Raw genomic sequence first — 21096 nt, forward strand, 5'->3', positions numbered from 1 at the left:
TCCCGCTCTAGCGCGCCTATCGCGGCCCCCCGCCCGCCGGGAGCCGGCCCGGCCCCGGCACGCAGGCCCCGGCCCCGGCCCTTTTGCGTACGACGCCCGCACCCGCCCGTCCGGTGGCTCGGCCCCCGGGTCCCGGCGGCTCGATCGTCGCCGTGACTGGCTTTCGGGGCTCGGCTCCCGGATCCCGGCGGCTCGATGGCCGGCGGGGCTGGTGCTGGGGCTCCGCCCCCCGGACTCGTGCCTCGATCGTCGCCGGGGCTGGTGTAGGGGCTCCGCCCCCGGGCCCCCGCCCCCGGGCCCCCGCCTCAGTCGCCGGCGGGGGCTTGAGTCTGCCGGTTCGGCGGACAGGTGAGCCCGTCCGGCGACTGAGGACAACGCCCGAAGGGCCTGCGGCGTCCGGGGCTTGCCCCCGGTTCGGGAAGGGGCGGGGTGGGGGCAAGCCCGCCGCAGGCGGCCGGAGTCAGGCCTTGCGGAGGCGGAACGTCAGGGACAGGCCCTCGTCCGTGAACGGGGCCCCGTAGGTGTCGTCCGCCGGGTTCGTGGTGAACGTCGTCGCCAGCACCTCGTCCGCGATCAAGCCGGCATGCTCTGTCAGGGCCCGGGTGGTGGACGGGTCCGTTGCGGACCAGCTCACCGAGATACGGTCCGCGACGTCCAGGCCGCTGTTCTTGCGGGCCTCCTGGATCAGCCGGATCGCGTCACGGGCCAGGCCCGCGAGACGCAGCTCCGGAGTGATCTCCAGGTCCAGCGCGACCGTCGCGCCCGAGTCCGAGGCCACCGACCAGCCCTCGCGCGGGGTCTCCGTGATGATGACCTCCTCCGGGGAGAGGGACACCGTACGGCCGTCGGCCTCGACCGACGCCGTGCCCTCGCGCAGGGCCAGCGACAGCGCCGCGGCGTCCGCCTCGGCGACCGCCTTCGCCACCGCCTGGACGCCCTTGCCGAACCGCTTGCCCAGCGCACGGAAGTTCGCCTTGGCCGTCGTGTCGACCAGGGAGCCGCCGACCTCGGAGAGGGAGGCCAGGGACGAGACGTTCAGCTCTTCCGTGATCTGGGCGTGCAGCTCGGGCGAGAGGGACTCGAAGCCCGCCGCCGCCACCAGCGCGCGGGAGAGCGGCTGGCGGGTCTTCACACCCGACTCCGCACGCGTCGCTCGGCCCAGTTCCACCAGGCGGCGGACCAGCGACATCCGGGAGGACAGGGTCGGGTCGATGGCGCCGAGGTCGGCCTCGGGCCAGGTCGAGAGGTGGACCGACTCAGGGGCGTCCGGCGTGACCGGGACGATCAGGTCCTGCCAGACCCGTTCCGTGATGAAAGGGGTGAGCGGGGCCATGAGGCGGGTCACCGTCTCGACCACGTCGTGCAGGGTGCGCAGCGCCGCCTTGTCGCCCTGCCAGAAGCGGCGGCGAGACCGGCGTACGTACCAGTTGGACAGATCGTCGACGAATGCCGACAGCAGCTTGCCGGCGCGCTGGGTGTCGTAGGACTCCAGGGAGGAAGTGACCTGATCCACCAGCGCGTTGAGCTCGCTCAGCAGCCAGCGGTCCAGGACCGTGCGCTCCGCCGGTGCCGGATCCGCCGCGGACGGCGCCCAGTTGGACGTACGGGCGTACAGCGCCTGGAAGGCCACCGTGTTCCAGTACGTCAGAAGGGTCTTGCGGACCACTTCCTGGATCGTGCCGTGGCCGACCCGGCGGGCGGCCCACGGGGAGCCGCCGGCCGCCATGAACCAGCGGACAGCGTCCGCGCCGTGCTGGTCCATCAGCGGGATCGGCTGAAGGATGTTCCCCAGGTGCTTGGACATCTTGCGGCCGTCCTCGGCGAGGATGTGGCCCAGGCACACCACGTTCTCGTACGAGGACTTGTCGAAGACCAGCGTGCCCACGGCCATCAGCGTGTAGAACCAGCCACGCGTCTGGTCGATGGCCTCCGAGATGAACTGCGCCGGGTAGCGCTTCTCGAAGAGCTCCTTGTTCTTGTACGGATAGCCCCACTGCGCGAACGGCATGGAGCCCGAGTCGTACCAGGCGTCGATGACCTCGGGGACGCGCGTCGCGGTCTGCCGGCAGGTCGGGCACGGGAACGTGACATCGTCGATGAACGGACGGTGCGGGTCCAGCGCCGACTGGTCCGTGCCGGTCAGCTCGGTCAGCTCGGCGCGCGAGCCGACGCAGGTGAGGTGGTTCTCCTCGCAGCGCCAGATCGGCAGCGGCGTACCCCAGTAGCGGTTCCGCGACAGCGCCCAGTCGATGTTGTTGTTCAGCCAGTCGCCGTACCGGCCCTGCTTGACCGAGTCCGGGATCCAGTTGGTGTTCTCGTTCTCCTCGAGCAGCCGGACCTTGATGGCCGTGGTGCGGATGTACCAGGACGGCTGCGCGTAGTAGAGCAGCGCGGTGTGGCAGCGCCAGCAGTGCGGGTAGCTGTGCTCGTACGGGACGTGCCTGAAGAGCAGCCCGCGGGTCTGCAGGTCGTCCACGAGGGTCTCGTCGGCCTTCTTGAAGAAGACGCCGCCGACCAGCGGGACGTCCTCCTCGAAGGTGCCGTCGGGGCGGACCGGGTTGACCACCGGCAGGCCGTACGCGCGGCAGACCTTGAGGTCGTCCTCACCGAAGGCGGGGGACTGGTGAACCAGACCCGTACCGTCCTCGGTCGTCACATACTCGGCGTTGACGACGTAATGCGCCGGTGAAGGGAACTCGACGAGGCCGAAGGGACGGTCGTACGTCCAGCGCTCCATCTCGGCGCCCGTGAAGGACTGCCCGGTGGTCACCCATTCCTCGCCCAGCGCCTTCTCGAGCAGCGGCTGCGCGACGACGAGCTTCTCCTCGCCGTCCGTCGCGACGACGTACGTGACCTCGGGGTGCGCGGCGACGGCGGTGTTGGAGACCAGGGTCCAGGGAGTCGTCGTCCACACGAGGAGGGCCGCTTCGCCGGCCAGCGGGCCGGAAGTCAGCGGGAAGCGCACGAAGACGGACGGGTCGACGACCGTCTCGTACCCCTGCGCCAGCTCATGGTCCGAGAGGCCGGTGCCGCAGCGCGGGCACCAGGGGGCGACGCGGTGGTCCTGGACCAGCAGGCCCTTGTTGAAGATCTCCTTCAGCGACCACCAGACCGACTCGATGTACGACGGGTCCATGGTGCGGTACGCGTCGTCGAGATCGGTCCAGTAACCCATGCGGGTCGTCAGCTCGGCGAACGCGTCCGTATGCCGGGTCACCGACTCACGGCACCTGGCGTTGAACTCCGCGATGCCGTACGCCTCGATGTCCTTCTTGCCGGAGAAGCCGAGCTCCTTCTCGACGGCGAGCTCGACCGGCAGACCATGGCAGTCCCAGCCGGCCTTGCGGGCGACGTGATAGCCGCGCATGGTGCGGAAGCGAGGGAAGACGTCCTTGAAGACCCGGGCCTCGATGTGGTGCGCACCGGGCATGCCGTTGGCGGTCGGCGGGCCCTCGTAGAACACCCACTCGGGACGGCCCTCGGACTGCTCGAGGCTCTTGGCGAAGATCTTGCTCTCGCGCCAGAAGTCGAGCACGGCGTGCTCGAGCGCGGGCAGGTCGACCTGGGCGGGCACCTGGTTGTACTGGGGTGGCGTCATCGGCGAGCTCCTCCAACGGACAATGTCTGTTCCGTCGGAGGGACGAGAGCGCGTGCTCCCGCGGTACCACCCTCCTTGGCCCGCCGACCGTGCCGGTGAGCCCCCTCATTGGGGTCGCGATGCCGGGTCTAGTCGCCCACGGTCGTGCTGCGGGCTTTCTTCCGACGGCTCAGGGGTGATGCTTCACCTCGTGCTCGCCCCCGGGCTCTCACCGTCCCCGGGTCGCTCATGGCTGCGTACGAAGCTACTCGTCCCCATCCACGCCTTTCGCTGCGCCCAGTGTACGGGCCCGTACGGCGGGGGGCCGACCGCATTTCACCGGGCCGTCCCCGGCTCGCCCGCGGGCCGGGCGGTTGACCCGAATGGCCACACCTCCTCCGGCGAGCTCCGGCTCCGCCCGGCCGGCGGATTACCGGGCGGGGAGCTGGGCACAACGGATGCAGGTTCGTCTTGCCCCGGCCGAGGCGGGGCGGACCGGCGGCGTGCCCCGTTTGCCGCGGGGCTGGGGCCGATTTATCGTCCCAGCACGATTCGCGAGCGATATCACAGTATGTGAAGGGGCCGCGGCCATGGTGGCGAAGAAGACTGCCGAGAACTCGGCGTCCGCAAGATCCACCGCCGCTGAGGCGGCGGCCAAGGACACGAACGGGAAGAAGAACGCCGTCGCGAAGAAGGCCGTTGCAGGTACCGGCAAGGCGGCTGTGAAGAAGACCGTGGCCGCGAAGAAGACTGTGGCCGCGAAGAAGACCGTGGCGGCGGAGAGAGCGGTGACGAAGAAGGCGTCGGCGGGTAAGGCACCCGCGAAGGAGGCGCCTGCTCAGAAGACGAGGCCGGCGAAGACGACGACCGAGAAGAAAGCCGCGGCCCGGAAAGCATCCGCCAAGAAGACCACCTCGAAGAAGACGAACTCCAAGAAGTCCACCTCCAAGAAGACGACCGGGAAGAAGGCGACGGCCGTGCAGGAGACGGCCGCATCGGTGCCTCAGGTGGCACCGTTGAAGAAGGCACCTGCGAAGAAAGCCGCGGCCGGCAAGGCGGCGCCCGCTGGGGCGACAGCCAAGAAGGCCGCCAAGAAGGCCGCACCTGCGGCCAAGGGGGCGGCGAAGGCCGCCAAGCAGACAGGAGCCAGAACGGTGGGAGCGAAGAAGACCGCGGGTACGGCAGCAGCTGCCGGCAAGAGCACGACAGCGTTGTCCATGGCCCCTACAGCGGCCGCGACACCGCCGGAGGAGCTCGCCGTACGGCCCGGTGAGGACCCGTGGACCCCGGAAGAGGTCGCCGGGGCGCGCGCCGAGCTGGAGGGCGAGGTCATCCGGCTGAACAGTGAGCTCACCTCCTCCGAGGCGGCGCTGGCCGGGCTGATGCGGGACTCCGGGGACGGTGCCGGCGACGACGACGCGGACACCGGGACCAAGAACATCACGCGCGAGCACGAGATGTCGCTCGCCGCCAACGCCCGGGAGATGCTGGAGCAGACCGAGCGGGCGTTGCTACGGCTCGACGCGGGGACGTACGGGCTCTGCGAGATCTGTGGCAAACCGATCGGAAAGGCCCGTATGCAGGCGTTCCCACGCGCCACACTCTGCGTGGAGGACAAGCAGAAGCAGGAACGCCGGGGCTGACCGCGGGGCTGAGACTCCGTACGTGTGTGCCGTACCCTCGTGCTCAGTCAGGGCACCTAGGTTGAGGGACTCACGTGGCAGAGGCGGAGCGCACCATCGGTACGTCGAATCCAGCGGGAGCCGACGAGGCTGCGGCGCTCGCCGAGCAGCCCAGGGGCAGCCGCAAGATCGCTGTGCTGTTCGGCGTGGCGGTCGTGGCCTACCTGATCGACCTCGTCAGCAAGATGCTCGTGGTGGCCAAGCTGGAGCACCACGAGCCGATCGAGATCATCGGCGATCTGCTGAAGTTCGAGGCGGTCCGGAACCCCGGCGCGGCCTTCGGCATGGGCGAGGCCTTCACCGTGATCTTCACCTGTATCGCGGCGACGGTGATCATCGTGATCGCCAGGCTGGCGCGCAAGCTCTACAGCCTGCCCTGGGCGATCGCCCTCGGGTTGCTGCTCGGCGGTGCGCTCGGCAATCTCACTGACCGCATTTTCCGTGCGCCGGGCGTCTTCGAGGGGGCGGTCGTCGACTTCATCGCGCCCGCGCACTTCGCGGTATTCAACCTCGCCGACTCCGCGATCGTCTGCGGCGGCTTCCTGATTGTGATCCTGTCCTTCAAGGGGCTGGACCCCGACGGGACAGTCCACAAGGACTGACAAGGCATACTCGTCGGGTGAGTACAGTTCCCGAGATCCGCACCCTGCCCGTACCCGACGGCCTCGAGGGCGAGCGCGTCGACGCCGCCATCTCCCGGATGTTCGGGTTCTCCCGCACGAAGGCGGCCGAACTGGCAGCTGCCGGGAAGGTGCAGGTCGACGGTTCGGCCGTCGGAAAGTCCGAGCGTGTGCACGGCGGCGCGTGGCTCGAGGTGGAGATGCCTCAGGCGCCGGCCCCGGTACAGATCGTGGCCGAGCCGGTCGAGGGCATGGAGATCGTGCACGACGACGACGACATCGTCGTGATCATGAAGCCGGTGGGCGTGGCCGCGCATCCGAGTCCGGGCTGGACCGGGACGACGGTGATCGGTGGTCTCGCGGCGGCCGGGTACCGGATCTCGACGTCGGGCGCGGCTGAGCGGCAGGGGATCGTGCACCGGCTGGACGTCGGCACGTCCGGCCTGATGGTCGTCGCCAAGTCGGAGCGGGCGTACACCCTGTTGAAGGCGCAGTTCCGGGACCGGGTCGTGGACAAGCGGTACCACGCGCTGGTGCAGGGGCACCCGGACCCGATGAGCGGGACGATCGACGCGCCGATCGGCCGGCACCCGACCCACGACTACAAGTGGGCGGTCACGGCGGAGGGCAAGCCTTCGGTGACGCACTACGACCTGATCGAGGCGTACCGGGCGGCGTCGCTGCTGGACATCAAGCTGGAGACGGGGCGTACGCACCAGATCCGAGTGCACATGGCGGCGCACAAGCACCCGTGTGTGGGCGATCTGACCTACGGCGCCGACCCGACGCTGGCGAAGCGGCTGGGGCTGAGCAGGCAGTGGCTGCACGCGGTGCGGCTCGGCTTCGAGCACCCGTCGGACGGGCAGTGGGTCGAGTTCGGGAGCACGTACCCCGACGATCTGCAGGAGGCTCTGGACAAGATCACTGCGGAGAGCGAGTGAGCGTTTTCGCGGTGCGTGAGGCGGTCGGCCCGGCCGACCGTGAGGCGTGTTTCGCGGTCCGGAAGGAGGTCTTCGTCGTCGAGCAGGGGGTGCCGGCGGAGATCGAGTACGACGCGTTCGACGCGGAGGACGCGGCCACGGTGCATGTCCTCGCGGTCGGCGCGGACGGGGTCCCGCTGGGTACCGGTCGCCTGCTCCACGGCCCGGAGGCGGCGGGAAAGACCGGCGGTGACGATGCGGTGGGCTCGCTGGGCCGGCTCGCGGTGAACAAGGCGGCGCGGGGACTCGGCGTGGGCGTGGCGCTGGTGCGGGGCATCGAGAAGGCGGCGCGGGAGCGCGGGCTGGCGGCGGTGGATCTCCATGCGCAGACGCAGGCGGTGGGGTTCTACGAGCGGCTCGGTTACGTGGCGTACGGGGCGGAGTTCCTGGACGCGGGGATCGGGCATCGGGCAATGCGCCGGGCGTTGTAGCCGAGGCCGGGGGTCGTACCCCCGACCCGGAGCGCGGCGGCCTCGCGCCATGAGGGGAAGCTCCCACAGCGCGCCGCCCAGCGCGCCCGGCCCCATCAGGCCGACAGGACCCGCCTCGTCCAGTCTCCCGTCGCGGAGACATCCCCGGCCCTCCGCATGCGCGCCTGGTGCGGTGATCACGGCCGTTGAGGTGGTTGGGGCCATGTGCGTGGCAGGCTTGAAGTCTTGATCGTTGAGGTTTCGAACCGCCGGAGGGCGCACCATGGATCAATTGGCGCTGCTGTTCCTGCTGTTGCTCGGGGCCGTGGTGACAGTGCCGCTGGGGGAGCGGCTCCGGCTGCCCGCGCCGGTGCTGATGACGGTCGGCGGGATCGTCCTGGCGTTCCTGCCCTTCGTGCCGAATGTCGAACTGCCGCCGGAGTTCATCCTGCCGCTGTTGCTGCCTCCTCTGCTGTACGCGGCCGTACAGCGCACCTCCTGGCGGCAGTTCACGGCCAACATCCGGCCGATCCTGCTGCTCGCGGTCGCGCTGGTGTTCGTCACGATGGCGGCGGTGGCGGCCGTCGCCCACGCGATCGTGCCCGGGTTGCCGATCGCCGCGGCGTTCGCGCTCGGCGCGCTGGTGGCGCCGCCCGACCCGGTCGCGGCGACCGCGGTCGCGGGGTCGCTCGGGCTGCCGCGGCGGCTGATCTCCATCCTGGAGGGGGAGGGGCTGTTCAATGACGTCACGGCGATCGTGCTCTACCACGTGGCGATCGCGGCGGCGGTGAGCGGAACGTTCTCCTGGCCGGACGCGGCGGGGGACTTGGTGCTGTCGGCCGTGGTGGCCGTCGCGGTCGGGCTCGGGCTCGGCTGGCTCTCCAACAAGCTGATGGGCATGCTCGGTGACGCGACACTGCAGATCGGCCTGTCGCTGATGGTGCCGTTCGTCAGCTATGTGCTGGCGGAGGAGCTGAAGGGGTCCGGCGTGCTCGCCGTCCTGACCACCGCGCTCTTCCTCGCCGAGCACACCGCCGACGCGGACGATGTGATGGGGCGGCTGGCCGGTACCACGTTCTGGCAGATCGTCGACATGCTGGTCACCGGGGTCGCGTTCGGTCTCATCGGCCTCGAACTGCACAACGTCTTCGGCACGGCGGACGGGCGCGAGGTGCAGATTCTGGGCTGGAGCGCCGCGATCATCGGGGTTGTCGTGGTCGTACGGCTGCTGTGGCTGATGCCCGCGACGTGGCTCGCCAAGCGCCTGCACAAGCTGCGGGACTACGACGAGGAGATCCCCGTGAGCTGGCGGGAGACCGTCATCATGTGGTGGTCGGGGATGCGGGGCGTGGCGTCGGTCGCGCTGGCGCTCGCCATCCCGCTGAAGACGGAGAGCGGCGCGCCTTTTCCGGCCCGGGACGAGATCATCTTCATCGCGTTCGCAGTCATCCTGGCGACGCTTGTGCTCCAGGGCCTCACCCTGCCGTGGCTGGTCCGGCGACTCGGTGTGCGGGCGGACGCGGACGCGGAGGGCGAGCTGGAACGGAACCTCGCGATTCGCGCGGCGAAGGCGGCGAAACACCGGCTCAGGGAGATCGAGGCGGTGGAGGACCTGCCCGAGGACATCAGCGAACGTTTGCTGCGCACGGCGTACGACATGGGGGCGAGGATCAGCCCGGACATCGTCGACGACGAGCGGCGCGAGTGGTTCGCGAAACGGGTGGAGCGCCTCAGGACGGTGCAGCGGATCCAGCGGGAGATGCTGTCGGCGGCGCGCCACGAGGTGCTCTCGGCGCGCAACGAACCGGGCGCGGACCCGGAGGTGGTGGACCGGGTCCTGCGGCACCTCGACGTACGCAGCTTGCGATGACCGTGGGTGCGGCGGACGCACTGCGGCACCTCGACGTACGCGGCCTGCGGTGACGGGTGGGTGCGGCGGGACGCAATGCGGCGACCGGGCGTCAGCCCCGGCCCGTCCGCGGCTGCGTTTCTCCGCCGTGGTCTCCGTCGCTCCCCTCGGGGCCCAGCTCCACGACCGGTGCGGGCTCCGGGCGGGCCAACCACGATCCGTTCGGCGGCAGCACACCCGGCGGCAGCACACCCGGCGATGTCGCTATCCGCGGCAGCGCGTACGGATGCTTCTCGCTGAGCCACGCGATGATCTGCTCCCGTACGGCACACCGGGCCGTCCAGATGTCGTCGGCGTCCTTGGCCGTGACCACCGCCCGTACCTGCATCGTGCTCGGCGTGGTGTCCGTGACCGCCAGGCTCCAGTCCCGGCCGTCCCACGCCGCGCACTCCCGCAGGATGTCCCGCAGCTTCTCGCGCATCAGGGCCACCGGCGCCGAGTGGTCCAGATGGAAGAAGACCGTTCCGGTCATCTGCGCCCCGCCGCGTGACCAGTTCTCGAAGGGCTTGCTGGTGAAGTACGACACCGGCATGGTGATACGCCGCTCGTCCCAGGTCCGTACCGCCAGGAACGTCAGCGTGACCTCCTCGATGACACCCCACTCGCCGTCCACCACCACCGTGTCCCCGATCCGCACCATGTCGCCGAAGGCGATCTGGAAGCCGGCGAAGAGATTGCCGAGCGTGGACTGCGCGGCGACACCGGCGACGATGCCGATGATGCCCGCGGAGGCCAGCATCGAGGCGCCGACCTTCTCCATGCCGGGGAAGGTCAGCAGCATCGCGGCGACCGCCACGACCACGACGACCGCGATGACGATCCGCATGATCAGCGTGACCTGCGTACGTACCCGGCGTACCCGGGCCGGATCGCGGGTCGAGGACGCGTAACGGGCGTAGGTGGACTCCACGGCGGCGGAGACGATGCGTACCACCAGCCAGGCTCCGGCGCTGATCAGCACCAGCGACAGGATGTGCCCGATGCCGGCCTCCTGCTTCTCGATGAGCCGCCACTTCGTCTCGCGGTAGGACCCTCTCAGCAGGGCGGTGAGCAGGACGACCTGGAGGGGCAGCCGGCAGCGGCGCAGGAGCCCCCACAAGGGGGTCTCGGGGTGGCGGTCGTCCGCCCGGCGCAGCAGCAGGTCGACGACCCAGCCGAGCAGCAGGGTGAGCACGACCGAACCACCGATCACGGTCAGCGGGCGCAGTGCGTTCTCCATGACTCCCTTTGACTTCCTTTGACTCCGTTTGACTCGGACACCAACTGGCACGATGGCCGAATGAACATCATGCTTTTTCATTCGGTCTACGGTGTGCGTCCGGCGGTGCACGCGGCAGCCGAGCGGCTGCGCGCAGCCGGGCACCAGGTTCGCGTGCCCGACCTCTTCGAAGGGCAAACCGCCGAGACCGTCGAAGCGGGCAGGGAGCTCAAGGAGAAGATCGGCCAGGAGGAGCTGCTGCGCCGCGCGATCCTGGCGGCCGCGCCCTACTCGGACGAGGGACTGGTGTACGCGGGGTTCTCCCTCGGTGGCTCGATCGCGCAGAACCTCGCGCTGGGCGACGACAAGGCCCGCGGGCTGCTGCTCATGCACGGCACGTCCGACATCGCGGAGGGTGCGAGCGTGGACGAGCTGCCCGTACAGCTGCATGTCGCCGACCCCGACCCGTTCGAGCCGCACGACTGGCTGAGTGCCTGGTATCTGCAGATGCAGCGGGCGGGCGCGGATGTGGAGATCTACCGCTACCCGGGTGCCGGGCATCTGTTCACCGACCCCGGTCTGCCGGACTACGACGAGGAGTCGGCCGAGCTGACCTGGCGGATCGCGCTCGGCTTCCTGGAGACGCTCCAGGAGGATTAGGTGTACTGCCCGGTGAGGTGGGGAACGGCTGCCCGCCGCGGGTGCGGCGGGCAGCCTTCGGTCAGCCCGCCCGGTAGGCGGTCCAGCTGTCCTTCATCCGCTGCACCTGGCCCGCGGTGAACTGGTACATGCACGGGTCGTAGGTGTAGTCCATGAAGTTGTGGATCGGGTCCACACCGGTCTTGTTGGCGCAGCTGTCACGGCCGGTCGGGCATGCCGTCGCGGCGGTCTTCTCGGCCGGGGTGTCCGAGACGTAGTCGCCGCTGCCGGAGCAGCCGCCCTGGAAGGTGTGGTAGAGCCCCATCCAGTGGCCGACCTCGTGGGTGGCGGTGTCGCCCTCGTTGTAGTTGGTCGCGGAGCCGCCCGGCAGCGAGGTGTCGAGGACCACCACACCGTCGTCGGACGGGTCGGAGGAATACGAGGAAGGGAAGGTGGCCCAGCCGAGCAGGCCGCCGCCGAGGCTGGCGGTGTAGAAGTTGAGGGCGCCGACGCCTCCCTTGCGCAGCTGCGACTTCATCGCCGTCTCGGCGGAGGAGCCTGGCTGGATGCCGTTGTACCAGGTGGCGTTGTCCGTGTAGTCCGTGCCGGCCAGCGAGAACTGGAAGCTCGAGTTGGCGTTGCCGGTGCCCTGGCCGGCGTACGCCGCGTTGAGGACCGAGATCTGCCGGGAGATGTCGGTGGCGGTGAGCTTGCCGGTCGAACCGCTGTGGATGACGTGGAAGTAGACGGGGATGGTGGTCGCGGCGGCGACCGAGAGTCTGCGGCCGTCGGCCCGGGCCGCCTCGACTCTCTTCTTCAGATCCGCGTCCATGGCCTTGGCCTTGGCGGCGGTGACCTCGTTGGGCTCGTGGGCCTGGGCGTTGCCGACGGGGCGGGCCTTGCGGGCGGCGGCGCTCGTGCCGGTGTCCTCGGCGCACTCGTCGGAGACCTTGGACACCTTGGCGGCGGGTGCCTTGGCCGCGGCGACGCCCGTGGGGGCGGAGAGCGGTGAGAGGGCCAGGGTTCCGGCCATGATTGCCGTACCGAGTGCGCGGTTGCGCAAACGTGGCGATATTCGGGCAAGAGTAAGCACAGTGTCTCCTCGCGTGGGGGGTTGGGGAAGTGGCCTTTTTCTGGCCACCGCGGGGAGATTACGGGTGCATGACATGGCCTGATGAGAGGCGATCAGGCCCAATCAACTCGCGTAGAACTGAGGACAACAGGGATAAACGCCTGTGCGCCCTCCGGAGGTTGAGATCCCCACGTAACACATGGGGACACAGTGACGGGTGGTGTGTCCGCATTCAGGCCACGGAACACACCACCCGTCGTGGCGATGTGATCACTGGTTAACACATCGCGGAGTGGCTGGAATTCGCCGTCAGCGCACCGGCTGATTCACCCGCTCGACCTTCTGCGTTCCACTGAGCGTCCGGTAGGAGCGAGCCCACTTCGAGGTCGCGTCCTGCTTCGTCTTGTCGGACAGGACGTAGTAGTCCATCTGCGAGCGCTCGGCGGTGACGTCGAGTACGCCGTAGCCGTGCGAGTCCATGTCCAGCCACTTCACATGGCGGTTGGCCGCCTTGACGGCCGCGGAGGCCACCAACGAGACCGTGCCCGGCGCGACATGGAGGATGTCGTCCAGGTTGTCGGAGGTCACCGACGTCACCACGAACTCGGTCGCGGCGGACTGCGAGAGGGGATACGTCGCGGCCTTGACCGGGACGTCGTTCGCCCAGGCCATGTGGATGTCGCCGGTGAGGAAAACGGTGTTCTCGATGCCGCGCTGCGTCAGATGCGAGAGCAGCTCCTTGCGGTCGTCCGTGTAGCCGTCCCACTGGTCGACATTGATCGCGAGGCCTTCCTTGGGCAGGCCGAGCAACTCGGCTATCGGGCCCAGCAGATGGGCCGGTACGGAGCCGAAGGCGACGGGCGAGATCATCACCGAGGTGCCGACCAGCTTCCACGCCGCGTCGGATCCGGCCAGACCGGACTTCAGCCAGTCCAGCTGGGCGCGGCCGGTGATCGAACGCTCCGGGTCGTCCACGCTGCCGTTGCCGATCGTCGTCTGCTGCGAGCGGAAGGACCGCAGGTCGAGCAGATGCAGATCGGCGAGCTTGCCGAAGCGCAGCCGACGGTAGACGGTGCCCTCGGTGGAGGCGCGTACGGGCATCCACTCGAAGTAGGCCTGGCGGGCTGCGGCGGCGCGGGCCGCCCAGTCGCCCTCGGTGCCCGGGGTGTGGTTCTCCGCGCCGCCCGACCAGGCGTCGTTCGCGAACTCGTGGTCGTCCCAGATCGCGATCACGGGATGCGCGGCGTGCAGTGCCTGCAGGTCGGTGTCCGTCTTGTATGTGGCGTGGCGGGTGCGGTAGTCGGCGAGCGTGATGATCTCGTTCTTCGGCGAGTGCTGCCGTACGACGTACTTCGGCTCCGGGTAGCCGCCGGTGGCGTACTCGTAGATGTAGTCACCGAGATGGAGGATCGCGTCGAGGTCGGCACGGGCAGCCAGATGCCGGTACGCGGAGAAGTAACCGGACTCCCAGTTGGCGCAGGAGACCACACCGAAACGGACACCGGGTGTCGCGGCGTCGGTGGCCGGGGCGGTGCGGGTACGGCCGACGGGGGAGAGGGCGGTACCCGAGGCGAAGCGGAAGTAATACGCGGTCGCCTGGCGCAGACCCCTTACGTCCACCTTGACGGTGTGGTCGGAGGCCGCCTTCGACGTGGTGGTGCCGCGGGCGACGACGCGGGTGAAACCCTTGTCCTCTGCGACCTCCCAACCCACAGCGGTGTCCGGGCCCTTGCCCGAGCCGGGCACGGCTTCGGGGGTGGGCGTGATGCGTGTCCACAGCAGCACGCCGTCGGGCAGCGGATCGCCGGAGGCTATGCCGTGCAGGAAGGCCGGGGCCTCGTCGGTGGAGGCGGCGTTGGCGGAGGAGGCGGCCGCGAGGGCGGGAGCGGCGATGACAGCGGTGGCGGCGGCGGCCTTGACGACCGTGCGGCGGCTGGGAGTTGAGGAAAATCGACTGGTCACGGCCGATCAGACTACTGATCGGTAGGACGAATGGGTGAGCGAACGGGGAAAGTTCGCCGGGCGATGGCGAACGGTCTACCGCGGCGTTGCCCAGGGGTCGGGTGGAGGCGTGGCGGTAACCGGGCGGAACAGGGTGAAGGGGGTGAACAGGCTGAACAGGGTGAACGAGGTGTCCCCCGCAGCGCCCCTCCCTGAAGCGGGGGCGATTCGCAGCCCCCTGGGGGAGGTTGGGCGTGGGGACGACGCCCCCACGCCCAACCGCGCGGTCAGGCCTTCAGGGCCTTGGACATCGCCGCGTTGAACTGTTCGACCGTCATGGGCGGGTTCTTGCTGCCCTCCGCCGTGACCGGCTTGCCGTCCATCTTCAGCGTCGGCGTGCCCGTGACCCCGCTCTTGTTGAACGCGTCCGTCATCTTCATCGCCCACGCGTCGAAGGTCCCGTCCTCCACGTTCTTCTTGAACTCGCTGTTGCCCTTCAGCGCAGGCACGGTGTCCGCGATCTCGAGCAGGTACGAGTCCTTGGAGAACTTGTCGTCCGTCTCCTTCGGGTGGAACTTCGCCGAGTACAGGGCGGTCTTGTACTCGGCGAACGCCTCCGGGCTCACATTCAGCGCCGCGCCCAGCGCGCTCAGGGCGTTCTTCGAGCCCTGGCCGTTGATGGACTTCGCGCCGTCGATGAACGTGGCACCGATGTACTTGATCTTGTACTTGCCGGCGTCGACATCCTTCTTCACCGTCGCGCCCACCGACTGTTCGAAGCTCGCGCAGACCGGGCAGCGCGAGTCCTCGTACAGCTCCAGGGTCTTCTTCGCGGTCGGCTTGCCGATGACGACGGTCGTCCCGTTCTCACCCGTGGTGTTCTTCGGCGCGGTGACGTTCTTCTCGGCCTTCGCCGACTCCCAGTGGGTCGGCTTGTTGGCCTGCATGATCGCGTAACCGGCGCCACCCGCGATCGCGAGGACCAGGACCGTCGAGCCGATGACGATCAGCTGCCGGCGGGTCCTGTCCTTCTTCGCCTGGCGCTCACGCTCCTGGCGCAGCCGCTCGCGGGCCGCCGCCTTGTTGGCCTGGCTGTTGCGTGCACTCATGCTCATTCACTCCGTGTGATGTCGTATCAGCAGATACGGAAAAGGGGGACTGCGGGCTCAGCCGAGAACTGCGGCCGAGCGGGGTGGTCCCCGCCGTCCGACGGAGTGCACCAGCAGACGGGTGCCGGAGGTACGGGGCCGGCGGGGCGCGGGGCGCGCTCCGCGGCGTGCGGAACGGTGTGCCGCGCCCACCGCGACGACCGCGAGCCGCAGCGGCCGGAACGCGAACGCGCCGACCGCCCGCGCCAGTCCGGCCAGCGCCGACTCCCCGCGCCGCAGCCAGGCGGCGGCGAGCAGCCCGACCGACACATGTGCGGCGAGCAGCAGCCAGGGCAGCGCCGGGTCCGTGGAGTGCAGCAGCGCGGCCGCGCCCCGCTCGGGTACGCCCACCCCTGGCAGTGCCGTGCCGACGCTGCCGCCGCACAGCACGTCGAAGCCGACCGCGCGCAGCGAACCGGCGACCGGTCCGCCGCCTGGGCCGTAACAGACGTCCTGGCCGGTGGTGAAGACGGTGTCGGCGGCCAGCTCCAGTGGTACGAGCAGGCCCGCGATCCGCCAGAAGCCACGCTCCCGGCCGCACAGCGAGTAGGCGACGGCGAAGACCCCGGCCGCGAGTCCGGCGACGGTCGTCAGCTGCAGCGGGACCCGCGACAGCAACACATGGGAAGCGGCGGACAGCGTCACGACCAGTGCCGTGAAGATCGCTGCCCGCAGCCCCCTGAGCCGCGTCTCGCCCATGTCCATCACCGGGGAGTGTCCCATGCGTCCGTGTAAACGCCCCCTAAGGACCCGGCCCGCGCCCCGCCTGGACGGGGCAGGGACCGGGCCCGAACCCCGTCGGGATCCGGCCGGTCCTAGAGACCCGGAATCCTTCCGTTACGGAAGAGGTCCACGAAGATCTGGTGGTCCGCCCGCGCCCGCGCGCCGTAACCGTGCGCGAACTCCACCAGCAGCTCGCCGAAGCCGTCCTCGTCGGCCGCGATCGCCGCGTCGATGGCCCGCTCCGTGGAGAACGGCACCAGCGAGTGACCGCTCTCCTCGTCCGCCGCGCCGTGCATCGTGGCCGTCGCCCGGCCGAGGTCGGCGACGACCGCCGCGATCTCCTCCAGGTCGTCGATGTCCGACCAGTCCAGATCCACCGCGTACGGGGAGACCTCGGCCACCAGCTGGCCCGAGCCGTCCAGCTCGGTCCAGCCCAGCCACGGGTCGGCATGGTCCTGGAGCGCGCGCTGCGAGATCACCGTGCGGTGACCCTCGTGCTGGAAGTACTCACGCACGGTGGCGTCGGTGATGTGCCGGGAGACCGCCGGGGTCTGTGCCTGCTTCATATAGATCACGACGTCGTTCTCGAGGGCGTCGCTGTTGCCCTCGAGCAGGATGTTGTACGAGGGCAGGCCCGCCGAGCCGATGCCGATGCCACGCCGCCCCACGACGTCCTTGACCCGGTACGAGTCGGGCCTGGTCAGGCTGGACTCGGGAAGGGTCTCCAGATAGCCGTCGAAGGCGGCGAGCACCTTGTAGCGGGTGGCCGCGTCCAGCTCGATGGAGCCGCCGCCGGGCGCGAAACGCCGCTCGAAGTCACGGATCTCGGTCATCGAGTCCAGCAGCGAGAATCGGGTGAGCGAGCGGGCGTCGCGCAGCACCTCGAGCAGCGGGCCCTCGGCGGTGTCCAGCGTGAAGGGCGGCACCTCGTCGTTCTTGGCACCGGTCGCCAGGGCGTGGATGCGCTCGCGGTAGGCGGCGGCGTAGATCCTCACCAGCTCGGTGATCTGCTCGTCGCTGAGCGCCTTGGTGTAGCCGACCAGCGCCAGCGAGGCGGAAAGCCGCTTCAGATCCCAGGTGAAGGGGCCGACGTACGCCTCGTCGAAGTCATTGACGTTGAAGATCAGCCGGCCGTTGGCGTCCATGTACGTGCCGAAGTTCTCGGCGTGCAGGTCGCCGTGGATCCACACCCGGCCGGTGCGGTCGTCGAGGAACGGTCCGCCGTGCTGTTCCTGCTCCAGGTCGTTGTAGAACAGGCAGGCGGTGCCGCGGTAGAAGGCGAAGGCCGAGGCGGCCATCTTCCGGAACTTGACCCGGAACGCGGCCGGGTCGGCGGCCAGAAGCTCGCCGAACGCGGTGTCGAAAACGGTGAGAATCTGCTCACCGCGCTCTTCAGCTGTGACCTCGGCGGGTCGCGGTACCGACATCGCTGGGTGCCTCCTGGTGCATGACGAACATGGGGGTCCCCCCAGCGGTGGCGAGGGGGAGGGCAGTTCCGCCCCTTCAACGGACGACGGTACCCGGGAGTGCCCGCCCACTGTCAGTGCGGAGACGTAGACTTCCAGGCTGTCCCCCCAGACTGTCCGCAGCCTGTCGTCCACCGTTCTCCGGAGGCACTCCGCCGTGACCAAGCCGCCTTTTACGCACCTTCACGTCCACACCCAGTACTCCCTGCTGGACGGTGCCGCGCGGCTCAAGGACATGTTCGACGCCTGCAACGAGATGGGCATGTCGCACATCGCCATGACCGACCATGGCAACCTCCACGGCGCGTACGACTTCTTCCATCAGGCCAAGAAGGCGGGGGTCACGCCGATCATCGGCATCGAGGCGTACGTCGCCCCCGAGTCCCGGCGGAACAAGCGGAAGATCCAGTGGGGTCAGCCGCACCAGAAGCGGGACGACGTCTCCGGTTCCGGTGGCTACACCCACAAGACGATCTGGGCGGCCAACAGGACGGGTCTGCACAACCTCTTCCGGCTCTCCTCCGACGCGTACGCCGAGGGCTGGCTGCAGAAGTGGCCGCGGATGGACAAGGAGACCATCGCCCAGTGGTCGGAGGGGCTCATCGCCTCCACCGGCTGCCCGTCGGGCGAGCTCCAGACGCGGCTGCGCCTCGGCCAGTTCGACGAGGCGCTCAAGGCGGCATCCGAGTACCAGGACATCTTCGGCAAGGACAAGTACTTCCTGGAGCTGATGGACCACGGCATCGAGATCGAGCGCCGGGTCCGCGACGGCCTCCTGGAGATCGGCAAGAAGCTCGGCATCCCGCCGATCGTCACCAACGACTCGCACTACACCTACGCGCACGAGGCCGGCGCGCACGATGCCCTGCTCTGCATCCAGACCGGCAAGAACCTCTCGGACCCGGACCGCTTCCGCTTCGACGGCACCGGCTACTACCTCAAGTCCACGGACGAGATGTACGCCGTGGACTCCTCGGAGGCCTGGCAGGAAGGCTGCGCCAACACCCTCCTGGTCGCGCAGCAGATCGACACCGAGGGCTGGTTCGAAGAGCGCAACCTGATGCCGAAGTTCGAGGTGCCCGAGGGCTACACCGAGGTGACCTGGTTCCGCGAGGAGACCATGCGCGGCATGGCCCGGCGCTACCCCGGCGGCATCCCGGACGACCGGCTCAAGCAGGTCGAGTACGAGATGGGCATCATCATCGACATGGGCTTCCCGGGGTACTTCCTCGTGGTCGCCGATTTCATCATGTGGGCCAAGAACAACGGCATCGCGGTGGGCCCGGGCCGGGGCTCCGCGGCCGGCTCGATCGTCGCGTACGCCATGGGCATCACCGACCTCGACCCGATCGAGCACGGCCTGATCTTCGAGCGCTTCCTCAACCCCGAGCGCATCTCCATGCCCGATGTCGACATCGACTTCGACGAGCGTCGGCGCGGTGAGGTGATCAGGTACGTCACCGAGAAGTACGGCGCCGACAAGGTCGCCATGATCGGTACGTACGGCAAGATCAAGGCCAAGAACGCCATCAAGGACTCCGCGCGGGTGCTCGGCTACCCGTACGCGATGGGCGACAGGCTCACCAAGGCGATGCCCGCCGACGTCCTCGGCAAGGGCATCGACCTCAACGGCATCACCGACCCGAAGCACCCGCGCTTCAGCGAGGCCGGCGAGATCCGCGGGATGTACGAGAACGAGCCGGACGTGAAGAAGGTCATCGACACCGCCAAGGGCGTCGAGGGCCTGGTCCGGCAGATGGGTGTGCACGCGGCCGGCGTGATCATGTCCAGCGAGACGATCACCGACCACGTCCCGGTCTGGGTCAGGCACACCGACGGCGTGACCATCACGCAGTGGGACTACCCGAGCTGTGAGTCGCTCGGCCTGCTGAAGATGGACTTCCTGGGCCTGCGGAACCTGACCATCATGGACGACGCCGTCAAGATGGTGAAGGCGAACAAGGGTGTCGAGCTCGACCTGCTCGCTCTCCCGCTGGACGACCCCACGACGTACGAACTGCTCTGTCGCGGTGACACGCTCGGCGTCTTCCAGTTCGACGGCGGCCCGATGCGTTCGCTGCTGCGGCTGATGAAGCCCGACAACTTCGAGGACATTTCCGCCGTTTCGGCCCTGTACCGTCCGGGCCCGATGGGCATGAACTCCCACACGAACTACGCGCTGCGCAAGAACGGGCAGCAGGAGATCACGCCGATCCACCCGGAGCTGGAGGAGCCGCTCAAGGAGGTCCTCGGCCTCACCTACGGCCTGATCGTCTATCAGGAGCAGGTACAGAAGGCCGCCCAGATCATCGCGGGGTACTCGCTCGGCGAAGCCGACATCCTGCGCCGCGTGATGGGCAAGAAGAAGGCCGACGAGCTGGCGAAGAACTTCGTCCTCTTCCAGGCCGGCGCCAAGAAGAACGGCTTCAGTGACCAGGCCATCCAGGCCCTGTGGGACGTGCTCGTCCCCTTCGCCGGGTACGCCTTCAACAAGGCGCACTCCTCCGCGTACGGGCTGGTAACCTACTGGACCGCATATCTCAAGGCCAACTACCCGGCCGAGTACATGGCCGCGCTGCTCACCTCGGTCAAGGACGACAAGGACAAGTCCGCGGTCTATCTGAACGAGTGCCGCCGCATGGGCATCAAGGTGCTGCCGCCCAATGTGAACGAGTCGCAGTCCAACTTCGCGGCCCAGGGCGACGATGTGATCCTCTTCGGTCTCTCCGCCGTCCGGAACGTCGGCACGAACGTCGTCGACTCGATCATCCGCTGCCGTAAGTCGAAGGGGAAGTACGCGACCTTCCCGGACTTCCTCGACAAGGTCGAGGCGGTCGTGTGCAACAAGCGAACAGTCGAATCGCTCATCAAGGCCGGGGCCTTCGACGAGATGGGCCACACCCGCAAGGGCCTGGTCGCGCACCACGAACCGATGATCGACAACGTGGTCGCGGTCAAGCGCAAGGAGGCCGAGGGCCAGTTCGACCTCTTCGGCGGGATGGGCGAGGAGGACAGCAGCGAGCCGGGCTTCGGCCTCGACGTCGAGTTCTCCGACATCGAGTGGGACAAGTCGTATCTGCTCGCGCAGGAGCGCGAGATGCTCGGTCTCTATGTCTCCGACCATCCGCTCTTCGGTATCGAGCATGTCCTGAGCGACAAGACGGATGCCGCGATCTCCCAGCTCACCGGCGGTGAGCATGCGGACGGTGCGGTCGTCACCATCGGTGGCATCATCTCCGGCCTGCAGCGGAAGATGACGAAGCAGGGCAACGCCTGGGCGATCGCGACCGTCGAGGACCTGGCCGGCTCCATCGAGTGCATGTTCTTCCCGGCGACGTACCAACTGGTGTCGACCCAGCTCGTCGAGGACACCGTGGTGTTCGTCAAGGGACGGCTCGACAAGCGCGAGGACATCCCGCGCCTCGTCGCCATGGAAATGCAGGTCCCCGACATCTCCTCGGCAGGGACCAACGCCCCGGTGGTCGTCACGATTCCGACGGTGAAGGTCACCCCGCCGATGATCAGCAGGCTCGGTGAGATCCTCAGCCATCACAGGGGCAACACCGAGGTGAGGATCAAGCTGCAGGGCCCCCGCAAGACCACGGTGCTCCGGCTCGACCGGCACCGGGTCCAGCCGGACCCGGCTCTCTTCGGCGATCTGAAGGTGCTGCTCGGCCCGTCCTGCCTGGCCGGCTAGTTCGGGTACAGAGGCACACGCGCAGAGGGCGCAC

General features: G+C 68.7%; 14 protein-coding genes. 7 read left to right on the forward strand and 7 right to left on the reverse strand.

Annotation, left to right across the window (positions count from 1 at the left end; all coding sequences use genetic code 11):
* Window positions 1–460: 460 nt before the first annotated feature.
* Window positions 461–3598 (reverse strand): isoleucine--tRNA ligase, encoded by a 3138-nt coding sequence (gene ileS, locus ACWDZ6_RS20940; protein ID WP_451504043.1) that lies wholly within the window; start codon window positions 3596–3598, stop codon window positions 461–463.
* A gap of 569 nt (window positions 3599–4167) precedes the next feature.
* On the opposite strand from ileS, the gene ACWDZ6_RS20945 reads away from it, so the two are divergent.
* The 5 genes from ACWDZ6_RS20945 (at window position 4168) to ACWDZ6_RS20965 (ending at window position 9139) form a co-directional block, all read left to right on the forward strand.
* Window positions 4168–5220, forward strand: a complete 1053-nt coding sequence (locus ACWDZ6_RS20945; RefSeq protein ID WP_451504044.1) for a TraR/DksA family transcriptional regulator — start codon at window positions 4168–4170, stop codon at window positions 5218–5220.
* A gap of 74 nt (window positions 5221–5294) precedes the next feature.
* On the forward strand, window positions 5295–5861 hold the full coding sequence (gene lspA / locus ACWDZ6_RS20950) for a signal peptidase II (protein ID WP_451504045.1): 567 nt from the start codon (window positions 5295–5297) through the stop codon (window positions 5859–5861).
* Window positions 5862–5878: 17 nt separating this feature from the next.
* Complete coding sequence (locus ACWDZ6_RS20955) at window positions 5879–6820, forward strand: RluA family pseudouridine synthase (protein ID WP_366733769.1); 942 nt, start codon at window positions 5879–5881, stop codon at window positions 6818–6820.
* The gene (locus ACWDZ6_RS20960) at window positions 6817–7290 is read left to right on the forward strand and encodes a GNAT family N-acetyltransferase (RefSeq protein WP_451504046.1); all 474 of its coding nucleotides are present in this window, start codon (window positions 6817–6819) and stop codon (window positions 7288–7290) included. The genes ACWDZ6_RS20955 and ACWDZ6_RS20960 overlap by 4 nt, the downstream gene beginning before the upstream one ends.
* A gap of 262 nt (window positions 7291–7552) precedes the next feature.
* Window positions 7553–9139 carry a Na+/H+ antiporter gene (locus tag ACWDZ6_RS20965; protein ID WP_451504047.1) on the forward strand — a complete coding sequence of 529 codons (1587 nt, stop codon included), beginning with the start codon at window positions 7553–7555 and terminating at the stop codon, window positions 9137–9139.
* A 91-nt stretch (window positions 9140–9230) separates the two neighbouring features.
* Here the strand turns inward: ACWDZ6_RS20965 and ACWDZ6_RS20970 are convergent, their stop codons facing one another.
* Window positions 9231–10397, reverse strand: coding sequence for a mechanosensitive ion channel family protein (locus tag ACWDZ6_RS20970; RefSeq protein WP_366733766.1), 1167 nt, complete (start codon window positions 10395–10397; stop codon window positions 9231–9233).
* 60 nt (window positions 10398–10457) lie between these two features.
* On the opposite strand from ACWDZ6_RS20970, the gene ACWDZ6_RS20975 reads away from it, so the two are divergent.
* Window positions 10458–11036, forward strand: a complete 579-nt coding sequence (locus tag ACWDZ6_RS20975; protein ID WP_451504048.1) for a dienelactone hydrolase family protein — start codon at window positions 10458–10460, stop codon at window positions 11034–11036.
* 61 nt (window positions 11037–11097) lie between these two features.
* On the opposite strand, the gene ACWDZ6_RS20980 is transcribed toward ACWDZ6_RS20975, so the two are convergent.
* From ACWDZ6_RS20980 to ACWDZ6_RS21000, 5 genes are all read right to left on the reverse strand, one after another.
* Entirely contained in the window at window positions 11098–12048 is a 951-nt protein-coding gene (locus ACWDZ6_RS20980; protein WP_451504049.1) for a zinc metalloprotease, read from the reverse strand.
* Between the two features lie 348 nt (window positions 12049–12396).
* Window positions 12397–14049, reverse strand: a complete 1653-nt coding sequence (locus ACWDZ6_RS20985) for an alkaline phosphatase D family protein (protein WP_451504050.1) — start codon at window positions 14047–14049, stop codon at window positions 12397–12399.
* A gap of 266 nt (window positions 14050–14315) precedes the next feature.
* Entirely contained in the window at window positions 14316–15137 is an 822-nt protein-coding gene (locus ACWDZ6_RS20990) for a thioredoxin domain-containing protein (protein ID WP_451504051.1), read from the reverse strand.
* A 57-nt stretch (window positions 15138–15194) separates the two neighbouring features.
* The gene (locus tag ACWDZ6_RS20995) at window positions 15195–15881 is read right to left on the reverse strand and encodes a hypothetical protein (protein ID WP_451504063.1); all 687 of its coding nucleotides are present in this window, start codon (window positions 15879–15881) and stop codon (window positions 15195–15197) included.
* A gap of 110 nt (window positions 15882–15991) precedes the next feature.
* Window positions 15992–17326 carry a DUF2252 domain-containing protein gene (locus tag ACWDZ6_RS21000; protein ID WP_451504052.1) on the reverse strand — a complete coding sequence of 445 codons (1335 nt, stop codon included), beginning with the start codon at window positions 17324–17326 and terminating at the stop codon, window positions 15992–15994.
* Window positions 17327–17522: 196 nt separating this feature from the next.
* Here ACWDZ6_RS21000 and dnaE point away from each other — a divergent pair, with 196 nt between their 5' ends.
* Entirely contained in the window at window positions 17523–21062 is a 3540-nt protein-coding gene (dnaE, locus tag ACWDZ6_RS21005) for a DNA polymerase III subunit alpha (protein WP_326649324.1), read from the forward strand.
* The last annotated feature ends 34 nt before the right edge of the window (window positions 21063–21096 follow it).

This window comes from Streptomyces sp. NPDC002926 (assembly GCF_053591755.1).